We start from the raw sequence: 14,172 nt of genomic DNA on the forward strand, positions 1-14,172 counted from the left end.
GTCAGGCACTGCACATTTGGTAAAGTGGTAAGACCATTTAATGGTAGCCTAACTATACCAAGGCCGCATAGCGGCATAAACCCTAAGAGCACATACCTTCAGTACACACTGTCTATCTATTTTGATTAATCTTGGTCGTCAGACTGTCTAAATTGCTGCACCCAATAGGTGGTAGAAGCATCGTGGTGGGTAGCCTCTACACTAGGGCGACGCAGCTCACCCAAGATGCCTGCGGCCAATTGCTTGCCGTACTCCACACCCCACTGATCGAAGGGGTTGATACCCCAGATCAAGCCCTGCACAAACACCTTGTGTTCGTAGGCTGCTAACAACGCCCCCAAGCTATACGGGGTCAAATGTGGCAACACAATCAAGGTATTAGGCCTACCGCCTTTATGTACGCGGTGCTTAGCTAGCCATGCCGCTTCTTCGGCCTCCATGCCGTTAGACACGCATTCTTGCAATGCCTGTGTATAACTTTTGCCGCGCAGCATCGCCTCGCGCTGTGCCAAACAGTGAGCCAATAAGGTTTGATGGTGGGTAGGCCAACTGTGATCGGCATGCTGACACACAATAAAGTCTACCGGCGCACCATCACTGCCTTGGTGTAACCACTGGAAGAACGTATGTTGCGCATCTGTACCCGGCATACCCCATACAGCAGGGCCGGTAGGCACGGTGACCAGTTCGCCATTCAAGTCTACCGACTTGCCCAGCGACTCCATTTCCAGCTGCTGTATATAAGACACCAAGTGCCCGAGGCGGAAATCGTAGGGTGCCACGTTCAATGAGCCATAGCCCAACACACTGCGGTTTACCACGCCTGACAACGCCATCTGTACGGGGATATTTTGCTCTATAGGCGCTTCAGCAAAGTGCTTATCCATCGCGGCTGCACCGGCCAGCATGCCGGCGACCACGTCGCTGCTAACCGCCATCGCCGTGGTTAAGTTCACGGCAGACCAAAGCGAAAATCTACCGCCTACCCAATCCCAGAAACTGAAAATATTACTTTCAGGAATGCCCCACTCATGCGCACGGTCTGGACGGGCCGTAATGGCCACCACATTACTGTAGGGATCAGGCACATCGGCGGCTTTGAGCCACTCTAATGCGCGAGAAGCGTTCTCTAAGGTTTCTACCGTGGTAAACGACTTACTCGCCACCACAATCAGCGTATCCATAGGATTCAAGTCAGACAGCGCACCGGCAATCGCATGACCATCAATATTGGCCACAAAACGTACCGTACGCCACTGATTACAGTAACCAAAGGCGCTAACGCTTAAACGCACACCCCAATCGCTACCGCCAATACCAATGTGCACGATATTGCGCCACTTACGACTAATATCTGCCGTACGAATAAACGCATTTAGCCGTTCGCGCTCGGTAGTGATCTCTTCTTTAGGGGCCGCAGGTGCGCGCAGTGCGGTATGCCATGCCGCCCTATCCTCTGTCACATTACTGACACCGCCACTCAGTAAAATCTCGCGTTGTTGCTCAAACTGTCTATCCGCCAACAAAGCTTTGGCGGCAGCCTCTAGTTCTGCCGAATGCACTTGACCGCTAAAGTCAGCATGCAGACCCGCCGCGCGTATACAGCGTACGGAATCCAATTGCACAGAAGCTTGCAAAGCAGCATCTGCAAAGTGTTGCCAGGAGTCTAGTTGCGTGAGAGGAGGAACAGGATAGTGCACGTCAGGAGGTTCTTCTTAAAGGATCACTAAAGCCATGAGGGTCGCAACATCAAGACCCAATTTGCGATTATACCCTCAGCCCTCCCCAAGTTTGCTGCCCATCTAGCAGACACGCTGTTCACAGCGCAACCGCGTGTAGTTTCCGGCGCTATACTGGCTTTCAGTTCTAACAAGTAAAGCCTTTACAGAGACAAACTATGCGCATTCATAAAATTGCCGTCATTGCCGGAGACGGTATAGGTAAAGAAGTTATGCCCGAAGGGCTGCGAGTGGTAGAAGCCGCCGCACGACAACATGGGATTGAGCTGGAGTTCGAGCATTTGGACTGGTCCAGCGCCGAGTATTACCAAGAGCACGGCACAATGTTGCCAGAGAACTGGTTTGAACACTTAGCGCCCTTTGATGCAATTTATTTCGGTGCTGTAGGCTGGCCCGATGTGGTGCCAGACCATGTTTCATTGTGGGGTTCTTTACTGCAGTTCCGTAGAGGCTTTGACCAATACATCAACCTGCGCCCTGTGCGTTTGATGCCGGGCGTACCTTGCCCTCTGGCCAACAAAAAACCGGGCGATATAGACTTTTTGGTCGTGCGCGAAAACACCGAAGGTGAATACACCAATTTAGGTGGCCGTATTTTTGAAGGCACCGATCGTGAAGTGGTGATTCAAGAATCCATCTTCACTCGTACGGGCGTAGACCGTGTGCTGGACTACGCCTTTAAAGTGGCCAGCAGCCGTCCCGCTAAACACCTGAGCGCCGCAACCAAATCCAACGGTTTGGCGATCAGCATGCCGTACTGGGACGAACGCGTGGCCGCTCGTGCTGCCGACTACCCCGATGTACGTTGGGACAAGCACCACATCGACATTATGGCGGCACGCTTCGTGCTGAAGCCTGAACAGTTCGATGTCGTGGTTGCCTCTAACTTGTTTGGCGATATTTTGTCCGACCTGGGCCCAGCATGTACTGGCACCATCGGTTTAGCCCCGTCCGCCAACCTAAACCCCGAGCGCAAATTCCCATCCTTGTTTGAACCCGTGCATGGTTCCGCACCCGATATTTATGGCCAAAACATTGCTAACCCCATTGGCATGATTTGGTCTGGCGCGCTGATGCTGGACTTTTTGGGGGATGGTAAAGACAACTATCGCGCCGCGCACGATGCGATTCTGTCTGCAATTGAACACACTCTGGAAAATGGTCCACGCACAGCGGATCTAGGCGGCTCAGCTAGCACCACGGAAATGGGCGAAGCCATCTGCCAAAGGCTGTAATTCGGGTTAGTCGTAAGTTTTGCAGGGTGCCACGATGCGCTAACATAGAAACCCTATGCGCACTGGCTTCCCTGTCTTATGACTGTCTTGCTGTCCCGCTTTTTGGGCTTATGTCTGACCCTAACCCTGCTACTGGGTTATGCGTCCGACAGCCTTGCTGTGCCAGTACAAGATGTACGCATTGGTGTACTGGCCTACCGGGATTCAGACGCCACCCAAGACACGTGGGAATCCACCATTGATCACCTCAACCAAGCGCTGCCTGAATACCATTTCATCTTAAAGCAGGGCGATCACCAGTCGCTGCAACATGCGATTGAAAATGGTGATGTAGATTTTATTCTGACCAACCCAGGTCATTATGTGACGCTGGAAACCCTGCTAGGGGCCAGCCGTATCGCTACCCTAGAACAAGGTGGCCGCCCCTCAGCCGAAAACTCTTTGGGGACTACCGTCATTGCTCGCGCCGATCGCAGTGACTTAAACACCCTGTTCGATCTCAAAAAACAAAAACTCGCCGCGACCTCCCCAGAAGGTTTCACCAGCTATCAAGTACTCTGGCGCGAGCTAGAGGCCTTGGGCATGAAGCCTGACACTGATGTGGAGTTGCTGTTCACGGGTTTGCCCATGGATAAGGTTTGGCAGGCGGTGGAAAGCGGCAAGGCCGATGTAGGCGCTATACGTGGCTGTTTGCTGGAAACACTGCCCAACTGGCAAGAACGATTCCGTGTGGTGTCTCCGCTGCCTACTACCGCTTTGGGCTGTGCAGTATCGTCACGGCTGTACCCCAACTGGCCATTGGCCTCGCTACGTTATACCAACCCCAAACTGGCTCGTGCAGTAGCCGTCGCCCTGCTGCAAATGCCTACGGATGAACAAGGCCTATCGTGGGCAGTACCGGCTGATTACCAGTCTGTACACGACATGTTCAAAGAATTAAAAATCGGCCCCTACCAATACTTGCGCGAACCCACACTGCAGCATTTGGCCGAGCGCTACTGGCCCATTCTGGCCTTTGCCCTGTTAGTGCTACTGGGTTGGCTGGTGTACACCGTGCGTGTGGAATACCTCATCCAAAAGCGCACGTTATTGCTGCAAAATGCCCTCACCGAAGGCGAGGCCATGCGTGAACGCATGCAAGCCAGCCAAGAAAAAGCCGACCATATGTCACGCTTGTCGATTTTGGGCGAGCTATCAGCCAACTTGGCACATGAACTGAATCAACCGCTAGCTGGCATCATTAACTACGGGCAAAGTTTGCTGCGTAGGCAGGCCAATGGCAGGCTAGACCCTGATGCATTAAATCAAGCTGCCAGTGAGATCGTCACCCAAGCCGAAACAGCGGCTGGCATCTTGGGGCGCGTGCGCTCTTTTGCTCGTAAGCGCCCACCTGTACGCGAACACCGTCCTATCATCAGCCTGATACAAGACTCGTTGGATCTGTTCAGCAATATGCTGTCCACCCCACCATCCATCGTATTAGATGCCCAATTGCCCCCTGAAACCTGCATACAGGCCGACCCCTTACAAATACAGCAAGTGCTACTGAATCTGCTGAAAAATGGTCTGGATGCCATGCAAGACTTGCCCGCTGATCAACGCGTTTTACAGGTCAAAGTCACCCTGCACGATAACTTGGTGTCCATCGCCGTGCGTGACTGGGGGCATGGTTTGCAAAGCGACACAATTCAACATGTCTTTGACGCGTTCTATACGACCAAAGAGAATGGGCTAGGCCTAGGTTTGGCTATCTGCGTTGGTATTGCCGAAGCACACGGCGGCCAACTCACTGCCACCAAACCCGAACAAGGGCCTGGAATGATCTTTACGTTACTATTACCCGCACATGACTGATAAAGAATCCACCATCAAAGAATCCACTATCTACCTCATCGACGATGACGATGCGTTTAGACGCTCGCTCGTGTTCCTGCTGGAGTCCGTAGGTTGGAACGTGCGCGACTTCAACAGTGCCGTCACCTTCATGGAAGAACACGATGAAGTGCCCACTGATCTGGGCTGTTTGGTTTTGGATATACGTATGCCCGTCATGAGCGGCCTGCACTTGCAGCAACGCTTACATGCGCGCGGTTGGTCTATTCCCATTGTGTTTATCACCGGGCATGGCGACGTAGAGCTCGCCGTGCAAGCCATGAAAAGTGGCGCCTGTGATTTCATGGAAAAGCCATTCCGCGACCAAGCCTTGCTGGATGCAGTAGAAAATGCCGTGCGCCAAGGCTGTCATCTGCGCCGTACGTCTGAACGCCGTGCGGCCGCCCAAGAGGCGCTTTCGAATTTATCGCAACGTGAATATGAAGTGGCCCGACTGCTAGCGCTAGGCCAACCCAATAAATTGGTGGCGCGCAGCTTGGGTATCAGTGAAAAAACGGTGCATGTGCACCGTCAACGTATTATGGATAAGGCATCGGTCAGTAGTGCAGCGGAACTTGCCCACTTAATGCTACTGACCGACCCAGATTTATTAGATCAGATTATGCCCTCGGCCGCTGAAGACTAAGGCGCAAACGTAAGATCCGCAGGTTACTTAACCATGGCCTCTACACGAGTGCGTAGTGCCGGATCTTGCTGGATAGCTAGGCTAATGCCGTTGTACTCATCCAGTTCCATGCCTTTGCCTTTCACCACATCGACCAAACGTTGGTCAGCCTCTATGACGATAGCTTGTCGCTCCTCATCGGTCTTGGCTGCAGAAAAGCGAGATTGATAAGGCTCAGCTTCCTTAACCACGACTTTGTAAATGTCCGCGTAACGCTGCAATTGGGCGTCAGAAGGCTGTACCACCGGGATGGCTGTACCAGTTGCAGCAGGTGAGCCCTGTGCCATGGCGTACGGGCTGAATAGTCCAAATGCAATCGCAGCCGCTGCCAAGAATGCTTTCAGGGTTTGTGCCATGTGAACCTCCTCATCAATGTCCGTGAGTAACCATCATGACAAGCCTTGGTAGGTGTTACAAGTAACCTAGTGTGTAAACCTGTATCGGGATGCCATGTGTAATTTACTGTCGCACAAAACGGGGCTGCTTTGCAACCCCGTTTCATGTTGCTAAACGTTAAGCATTGAGCAGTCGGCCCGGTAAACCGTTACGTACAGCGGCACCAGATACCGAATCTACCCAAGGCGATCGGCTAGCACGGGTAGGGTCCACAATACCTAAATCGTTAATGTTCACCCCTGCGGCTAAATCAGAACGATCCGGCTGTGCTGCACCACCAATGGTATGACTACGTGCACCCAATTCGCGGTGACCGTAACCGTGCTCTACACCTACTACACCCCGCATCACACCTGCATGCACCAACACCGTGCAAGGCATCACCCCACCAGGGGTTTCCAAACGTGCGCTATCGCCGGTTTGTAGCCCCAGTTTTGCGGCATCATCTGGGTGTACCACCACAGGGTTATGCGGGTGCAAGCCAGTGATACGTGTTGCGATACTGTAGGAGTTCTGCAGTGCCGATTTATAGCTCACCAACAGCAGCGGCCATTCGCTTTCGCTGTACACCGTACGCATTGGGGTGTCGTCCAAGAAGGCAGGTGCTTTCCACGTTGCACAACCCGAGAAATGCTTACCGGTGATGGCGTTACGTGCACCCCCTACGTGCTCGCTCCACACCCACAACGGGTCGCTAAAGCGGTGACGCTGCCACTCATCGTTATCGGTGTCTTGTGCGGCACTAGGCGGCTCATATCGACCACCACGGCTATACAGCAAAGCCACTTTGCGGATTTCATCGTCTTTCAACGAGGCTTTCATTGCTGGCATCAAACGGTCTACGCCCGACATCGCAATGTCGTCGTCGGTTGCATCGCCCACAGCCTTGCCACCCAAGTACGCAATGTTGGCCGCACCGCGTAAGAACCAGTCTTCTGCACGCTCCAGTGGCACAGCATTACCATCTTTATCGCGCAAGCCTTCAGGGCCAAAACCCGGCAAGTCCATGGCTTTAGCCAAGGCCATCACAAAGCTTTCCATACAGATAGGCTGACCATCGGCGGTTTTGCCCTGTTTAGGCTCTATCACCGGCCAACGTGCCGTCATCATCTTAGTAGGCACACCGTTCCACGCCGATGTCCACCCCCAGCTTTCGTACATCATAGAGTCTGGCACGATGTAGTCAGCAAAGGCGTTACTTTCGTTGATCAGCCCGTCAATGGACACAATCAAAGGCAGTTTTTTAGGATCAGCTAAATCGTCACCAAAACGCTCACGCAAACCGGGTACACCGTACAGCGGGTTAGCCATCCACATAATCATGGCTTTCAGGCTGTAAGGGTAGCCGTGGAAGGTACTGGCGAACCATTCGGTAGCCAACCCAGGGGCGCTAGGGAACCAACCGTCTTGCGCTGGGTAGGCCTGCCCTTGTTCTTTTTTCCGTTTGAACTCAGCGGTGCGCTCATACGGAATATTACGGCCCAGAGGAATACCTTTGGGCTGGATTTTCCCGTCGAAATTCACCAAGTCATAACGCGGGCCGGGCGACATATCGCGGTAGCCGCCGCCGTTCATGACGTAGCCGCCTTTCCAGTTCAAGTTACCAATCAAGGCATTCAAGGTAGTCACCGAGAACGCATTGTAGAAACCCGCACCAGACATCATGCCACCGTGGGCCGTAGCACAGGCTTTACGGCCATGGCTGGAAAACTCATCTGCCAAACCAGCGATGACTTCAGCATCAATTCCGCAGTCTTCGGCGTAGGTGTCTAGGTTCTGCGCGAACACCTCGGATTTCAGCAACTCATACGCGGTACTTACTTGCAGCGGTTTTCCAGCCGCCTCTACCGTTGTTTGCACTTCCAACTGTGCAGACTCTTGCATGTTTTTGACTGGCACCAGTTCACCGGCAGCATTCATCACTAAGTACGGATCATCGTCACCAAAGGCTTCTGCCTCGCCAATATCCATACCGATGTTAGAGCCGCGTAAATAGCGACCATAACGTGGGTGGTTAGGCTCGGTAATCACCAGCCAACTAGACGTCGTGAAAGATGGCTCACCATGGGCTTTTGCCACTTCAATACTGGGGTTAGACAAGTAGGCTTTGTTGACCCTATCGTTTTCCATCAACCAGAGCATCATGCCCAATATCAAGGCACCATCGGTACCGGGGCGAATCGGCACCCAACGGCCTTGATCACCAGCAGCACGGTTGTCCGAGTTGTTCAGTACTGGGTCTACCACCACGTACTCCAAGCGGCCCGCAGCACGGCCTTGTGCCAACATCCCGCCAGTACGTTTAAACGGGTTACCCGCGTTACCCGGCGCCGTACCAATGAAGATCACAAACTCGGCGTGCGCCAAGTCAGGTTTAGCGTGTGGCATACCACGGTGATCACCAAACAACGCCCCCGAGCCTGAACGCCATGAACCACCACAGTACGAACCGTGGCCTACATAGTTCAAAGTACCGTAAGCGTTCTGCCAGAAGCGGCGCGCCAAAAAGTCACGGCCATCGTTCACACTCACGATGTGACCAACTTGGTTAACTTTAGCGCCCAATGCGGGGTTGTTAGGATCAATAGGAGTTTCCAGATCGCGCAGCGCTCGCAAGCCATCCACATGGCCTTCACCAAACAAATCGCCGCCTTCTACCACTTCTTGCACCAACTGCTCGAAGGAAATCGCTTCCCACTGGCCGCTATTACGTGGCCCCACACGTTTCATGGGGGTCAGCACGCGGAAGGGCGAGTTAATCTGATCCAGCGCCGCATTACCACGACCACAGGCGGTAGAGCGGCCTGCCAAACCTTTGTCTTTGAAGCGTGACAACCCTACCAAACTGTCTTTAAAGCTCACATCCATAGGCAAGTGAGGTTCGGTAGACAAGGGGTTATACGGGTTACCAGTCACACGAATCACATCGCCCGTGCGCTTATCTACACGTACCCGTACACCACACAAAGTAGTACAGCCCAAACAGCCGGTGTAGCTCACTTGCTGGTTAGGGTTCAGGCGTACTTCGCCTGTTTTTTGGTCAACAATGTATTCAGGCTCAGCAGAGTGGCCGTGCAATCGTTTTTCGCCAGTAGGCTTACCCAATACGCTATCGGCCATGCGCCCCAGAGTCTGGGAAAAACCGGCTACAAAAGCGACCAAGCCACCTGCTGCAATGAGTTCACGTCGTTCTATTTTCATATTCGTACTCCAACAATTCAGGCTTGACGGGTGTTACCCAACTGATTCAAGGGCAGCAATGAGGTCAGGGCGATGAACAAAAACACCCACAAACCTGCTGTACCCACAATGCCTAGCAATCCTTCTGGCCCCAAGGGCAACTGGTAGCTGTAGTAGCCTGCACCGGTTTTAGGCACTTCTTGGCCGCCGATGAAAATACTCCAGCGCATCATCCATGTAGAGTGCAGGGCCAACAAACCAATCAACAAACCAGAACCGGGACGTTTCCATGCCAACAAGAAGGTAATCACTGTTGCCAATACCGCCCATGCTGCCGCCAAGCGCCAGTTTTCGGCGGGTGCAACTTCCGCCAACGCCGCACTGTGTACGGGAGACAAGCCGCTCAACGCGATCGCCAACCACACTGCACCTACCAACAGTGCACACAACTGGCTAACCGCCAACCAGCGCGATGCTTTCTGCACAATCAGGGGGGAAGGTCTGGACATCATGCGATTGAAAATCAGCACCATACCCAGCGCACCAGCCATGGCGGTCACTACAAACTGCACGGGCAATAACGGTGTGTTCCACAGTGGGCGAGACGCTACCACCATCACTTCAGCACCGGTGTACAGCGCTACCAAGATCGCACCGATGGTCGTGATCACCGCAGCAATTTTCAGCGCGGCGCGGCTTTCATGGCCACCTAAGGACAACCATCTGGCGATAGGAGCGTAGCGTGTAGGTTGCGCACCCGTTTTAGCCAACAGCGGACGCCATGCCAACCAGCCATACAGCAACAAACCACCCACATACACAGGGATAAATACCGCCCCCCATGCCATCCACGATTTAGGATTGAAGTGCAGATAGAAATTCAAAAAACGGCCGGGTTGGTGCAAGTCCGCCAGCAAGGCTACCGGAGCACTAATACCGCAGATCACGGCCACCGCTAACGCTAAGTTAGAAATCCCGTTCCATGAGGGACGTTTGAACATAACTCCTGGCAAAGACAGCAGGAACCCGCAGTACGACAGGCCAATCAGAAAGAAGTACTGTACCGCCCAGGGCAACCAAGCCACTTCGCGGGAAACGTTGATGGTTTCTACAATTTGGGTATACATAGCAGGCTCCAGAACTTAGATGGACGTATGGCGAGGTTTCCACAAGGCAGCTTCACCCACTACCTTGCCCTGGAATTTCTCATCCAGCCCTATGTAAAACACCTGTGGGTCTGTGCCCGCCTCAGGTTTCAACACTTTCAGTTCATCTTTGGATGCCTGTAGCAAGTGGTTCAATTCGCCATCGGGATCATTCAGATCACCAAAAATACGGGCGCCGCCCACACAGGTTTCCACACAGGCGGGTAACAAGCCGGCTTCGAGTCGGTGCGCACAGAAGGTGCATTTATCGGCCTTTCCCGTGCTGTGATTGATGAAACGCGCATCGTAAGGACAGGCTTGTACACAGTACGCACAGCCCACACAGCGGTCGCTGTCTACCAGTACCAAACCATCTTCTTGTTTGAAGGTCGCACCCACCGGACATACCGGCACACAGGGTGGGTTATCACAGTGGTTGCACAATCGGGGCAGCACGTAGGTGCCGGCAGGTTGGTCTTCACCTTCTAGCGCCACGCTATAGGTGGACACCACCGTACGGAAGCTGCCTTCAGGCACGGCGTTTTCCTGAATACAGGACACCGTACAGGCCTGACAGCCGATGCACTTGCGTACGTCTACTAACATGGCCCAACGGTGTTTGTTTTGCTCGTCTGCCATTGCCGGTGCGGGCAAGGCAACTGCGGCGGCTGTCACCACGGGAATACCGCGCAAGAATGCGCGTCTACCTGCATCGGGTTGCGACGCTTGGCTCGCGCAGGAAAGCGCAGCCCCTTTGCAGCCTGAAGTGGACACACTAGTGGCTTGAGTAGCCGGTTGCAGGGATTCTGCCCGGGCTTTGCGCGAGAAAAAACGGATTATGCTCTGGCGCGGTGTAGCACCGGTGTTGGCTTCTGGACTAGGGCTCATAGAACTCTCCTGACATCATTGCGTACACGTTCCGCAACGTTTTGATTTATTGTAAAAATCAGTGCGGTTCTGTGCGTTATGGTCAGAGTAAGTGGTGGCCCCTACGCCAACTATAGATACTAAACACTACCTTAGTAGATGAAAGTACCTATATAGAAAACCCTTAATCCTTTCAAGCCTATAAGCCATCAGGTATTAAGGGTTTTGGGGTGCTTAGCCAGCCTACGCATGAGAATGAGCAAAGCTTGATACTGCTCAATATGTAGTTGACTATATAGCGTTCACTTATCCCTACAAAAAGTAAGGATTAGGCCCTAAACGGGCCTAGCGCTTAGCGACTGCGTACTTCAGTAATGATCGCATCCAGCTCAGACAAGGCCAATGCCAACTCGTCTTCGGTCACGTTCAATGCAGGCATAAAGCGCAGCAATTCTGGACGTGGCGCGTTCAACAACATGCCTTGTGGTTCGCGGTTACGCGCAGCCAACACAATCGCTGCACCGTCAGGACGATCCATTTTCAGCGCACGCAGCAAGCCCATACCGCGCTCGCCATTCATGCCCCATTTTTTGCTCAGCGCATTCAAGCCGTCAGACAGTTGTTTACTACGCGCTTGTACGGATTCCATAAAACCAGGCGCTGCCAAGGTATCAAATACCGCCAAGCCAGCCGCCGCCATCACAGGGTTACCACCATACGTACCGCCTTGCTCGCCATGTGCGAAGCACGATGCAGACTCGGTAGCACACAATGCTGCCAGCGGAATACCGCCACCAATGCCTTTAGCCAAGGTCATGATGTCAGGCTCGATCTCAGAATGCTGGTAGGCAAACATTTTGCCTGTACGGCCCATACCTGTTTGCACTTCGTCCACGATCAACAGCATATTGTTTTCGCGGGTCAGAGCACGCAGCTGCTGCATGAACTCTTTGGTGGCAGCAATCACACCGCCTTCACCTTGTACTGGCTCCAACATCACGGCCACGGTTTTGTCGTCGATCAGTGCTTTAACCGAGTCAATATCGTTCAGGATCGCTTTAGGGAAACCGTCTACCTGAGGCGCGAACATGGTGTCCCAACCCTCTTTACCGGATGCAGACATAGTCGCAATGGTACGGCCGTGGAAACCATGGTCAAAAGTAATGATTTTGTAGGAACCGTTACGGTTCACTTTGCCCCATTTACGGGCCAATTTGATCGCGCCTTCGTTAGCTTCGCCACCGCTGTTCGCAAAGAACACGCGATCAAAGCACGATGCGGCGGTCAAACGTTTTGCCAACGCCATGGAAGGCTCGTTGTAAAACGCAGGGGAGGGGTTCATCAATTTCTGCGCTTGCTCGTGCATCGCATCTACGATCACTTTAGGGCTGTGACCCAACGCGTTCACTGCCCAACCCTGAATCATATCCAGGTATCGTTTGCCATTATGGTCTTCCAGCCAGGAACCCTGACCTCGAACAAAAACCAGCTCCGGGCGAGCTGTAATATCCATAAGCGCCTTGGCACCGGACCGATCAAATTGCATAACGGCAAACCCTATAAGGTAAAAACGTAGTGGGTGAAATCGTGCACCCACAATGGACAAAAGCCCTTGTTTAGTTTCACGTAAACAAAGGCATTAGCGCGCACGGTAAAAGCACCATGCAAGTATGCATATAATTTACCGCTACAGCGCAGAAATGCAAGAGAAACTGCGTGTTTGCCGCCTATGTGGCACACAGACGCTACGCATGCGCCACACCACGGTCATTAAAACGAAGTTTGCTCGTCTTCCCAGCCTAACAACGACAATTGTTGCGGTGCTTCATCCCAGCGCCTTGCTTCGTCTTCGGGGACTAAATTGCTAGCTTTCACTCCAAATAAACGCAACGCCGGTTTATCAAACGGCACCCGTCGCAAACACTGACCCGCCACCGCGTGAATCTCTGCCGCATCCACCACCGGCATCTCTACGCTGCGATCGCGTGTGACCGTACTAAAGTCATGAAAACGTACTTTGATGCCTATGGTTTGTGCCCGCACTTTTTTGCGCCGTAAATCGGCTTCTAGCTGTTGGCACAAGCGCTTAAATACCGCCGATAAGGTCTGCTTATCTTGGCGCACGTGCAAATTGCGCTCAAAGGTAGTTTCACGGCTAATAGACTTAGGCTCGGGGCTAAGGTCTAGCTCGCGTTCATCCTGACCTTGCGCCACTCGACTTAACCACTGTGCATAACTTAAACCAAAGTGCTGCTGTAACAGAGCAGGGGGCGTCGCCGCCAGCTCACCTATAGTATGTATATCTAACTCTTGTAGCTTGATATGTGCTTTGGGGCCTACCCCGTTGATCTTATTAACGGCCAAAGGCCAAATACGACCTTGCACATCGTCCATGCTCAGAATGGTGTAGCCATTAGGCTTGTTTAATTCTGAGGCAATTTTAGACAGCAGCTTATTAGGTGTGATGCCTATAGAACAGGTAAGACCGGTGGCTTCCCACACCTTATCTTTAAGGCGCTGCGCCAAGGTTGCACTGTCTTCAGGCAAATGGCTCAGATCTATGTAGATCTCGTCTATACCCCGGTTTTCTATACGGTCTGATACCGTCGCCACAGCCGCTTTGAATAAAGCGGAATAACGCCGGTAGGCGTCGAAGTCCGAGGGCAGCAAATAGGCGTGCGGTGCTAGTTCTGCCGCTTTCATCAAGCCCATCGCCGAAAACACCCCAAACGCCCGTGCTTCGTAAGTAGACGTGGTGACTACCCCTCTACCGGTGTAATCCCCTAGTCGGGCATACCGTCGCTCACCCGATGGTAGAGTGATAGGAGCATCGGCACTACGCCCGCCAATCACCACCGCCTCTCCACGCAAATCCGGATAGCGCAACAATTCTACGGATGCATAAAATGCATCCATATCCAGGTGGGCTATGCGTTTTAGGCTACTCATCTTTTACGGTACATCAAATAACTGGTTATTTGGTTAAGCCATAATAAACGTTGACGTTGATATATAGGCTAAGGCACTATTGCCGCATTCCATCTGTCAGCAAA

At 52.9% G+C, this 14,172-nt stretch carries 10 protein-coding genes; 3 read left to right on the forward strand and 7 right to left on the reverse strand.

Annotation, left to right across the window (positions count from 1 at the left end; genetic code table 11):
• Window positions 1-125 precede the first annotated feature (125 nt).
• Window positions 126-1,637, reverse strand: a complete 1,512-nt coding sequence (gene pgi / locus ACLPHM_RS14440) for a glucose-6-phosphate isomerase (protein WP_430221919.1) — start codon at window positions 1,635-1,637, stop codon at window positions 126-128.
• A 260-nt stretch (window positions 1,638-1,897) separates the two neighbouring features.
• On the opposite strand from pgi, the gene ACLPHM_RS14445 reads away from it, so the two are divergent.
• The 3 genes from ACLPHM_RS14445 (at window position 1,898) to ACLPHM_RS14455 (ending at window position 5,492) form a co-directional block, all read left to right on the forward strand.
• A complete protein-coding gene (locus ACLPHM_RS14445; protein ID WP_430221920.1) occupies window positions 1,898-2,974 on the forward strand; it encodes a tartrate dehydrogenase in 1,077 nt (358 codons plus the stop codon).
• Between the two features lie 78 nt (window positions 2,975-3,052).
• The gene (locus ACLPHM_RS14450) at window positions 3,053-4,828 is read left to right on the forward strand and encodes a sensor histidine kinase (protein ID WP_430221921.1); all 1,776 of its coding nucleotides are present in this window, start codon (window positions 3,053-3,055) and stop codon (window positions 4,826-4,828) included.
• Complete coding sequence (locus tag ACLPHM_RS14455; RefSeq protein ID WP_430221922.1) at window positions 4,821-5,492, forward strand: response regulator transcription factor; 672 nt, start codon at window positions 4,821-4,823, stop codon at window positions 5,490-5,492. Before ACLPHM_RS14450 ends, ACLPHM_RS14455 begins: the two co-directional genes overlap by 8 nt.
• Window positions 5,493-5,515: 23 nt before the next feature.
• On the opposite strand, the gene ACLPHM_RS14460 is transcribed toward ACLPHM_RS14455, so the two are convergent.
• From ACLPHM_RS14460 to dinB, 6 genes are all read right to left on the reverse strand, one after another.
• Window positions 5,516-5,887 carry a DUF4168 domain-containing protein gene (locus ACLPHM_RS14460; RefSeq protein WP_430221923.1) on the reverse strand — a complete coding sequence of 124 codons (372 nt, stop codon included), beginning with the start codon at window positions 5,885-5,887 and terminating at the stop codon, window positions 5,516-5,518.
• Between the two features lie 157 nt (window positions 5,888-6,044).
• The gene (locus tag ACLPHM_RS14465; RefSeq protein ID WP_430221924.1) at window positions 6,045-9,128 is read right to left on the reverse strand and encodes a molybdopterin dinucleotide binding domain-containing protein; all 3,084 of its coding nucleotides are present in this window, start codon (window positions 9,126-9,128) and stop codon (window positions 6,045-6,047) included.
• Between the two features lie 17 nt (window positions 9,129-9,145).
• Entirely contained in the window at window positions 9,146-10,234 is a 1,089-nt protein-coding gene (gene nrfD / locus ACLPHM_RS14470) for an NrfD/PsrC family molybdoenzyme membrane anchor subunit (protein WP_430221925.1), read from the reverse strand.
• A gap of 15 nt (window positions 10,235-10,249) precedes the next feature.
• The gene (gene dsrO, locus ACLPHM_RS14475) at window positions 10,250-11,140 is read right to left on the reverse strand and encodes a sulfate reduction electron transfer complex DsrMKJOP subunit DsrO (protein WP_430221926.1); all 891 of its coding nucleotides are present in this window, start codon (window positions 11,138-11,140) and stop codon (window positions 10,250-10,252) included.
• 331 nt (window positions 11,141-11,471) lie between these two features.
• Window positions 11,472-12,665: an acetylornithine transaminase gene (locus tag ACLPHM_RS14480; protein ID WP_430221927.1), complete on the reverse strand. Its 1,194-nt coding sequence runs from the start codon at window positions 12,663-12,665 to the stop codon at window positions 11,472-11,474.
• Window positions 12,666-12,889: 224 nt separating this feature from the next.
• Window positions 12,890-14,068, reverse strand: a complete 1,179-nt coding sequence (gene dinB / locus ACLPHM_RS14485) for a DNA polymerase IV (RefSeq protein WP_430221928.1) — start codon at window positions 14,066-14,068, stop codon at window positions 12,890-12,892.
• Window positions 14,069-14,172: the final 104 nt, after the last annotated feature.

The sequence above is a fragment of the Paenalcaligenes sp. Me131 genome (genome assembly GCF_050487225.1).
In the GTDB taxonomy this organism is placed as follows: Bacteria; Pseudomonadota; Gammaproteobacteria; order Burkholderiales; family Burkholderiaceae_B; genus Paenalcaligenes.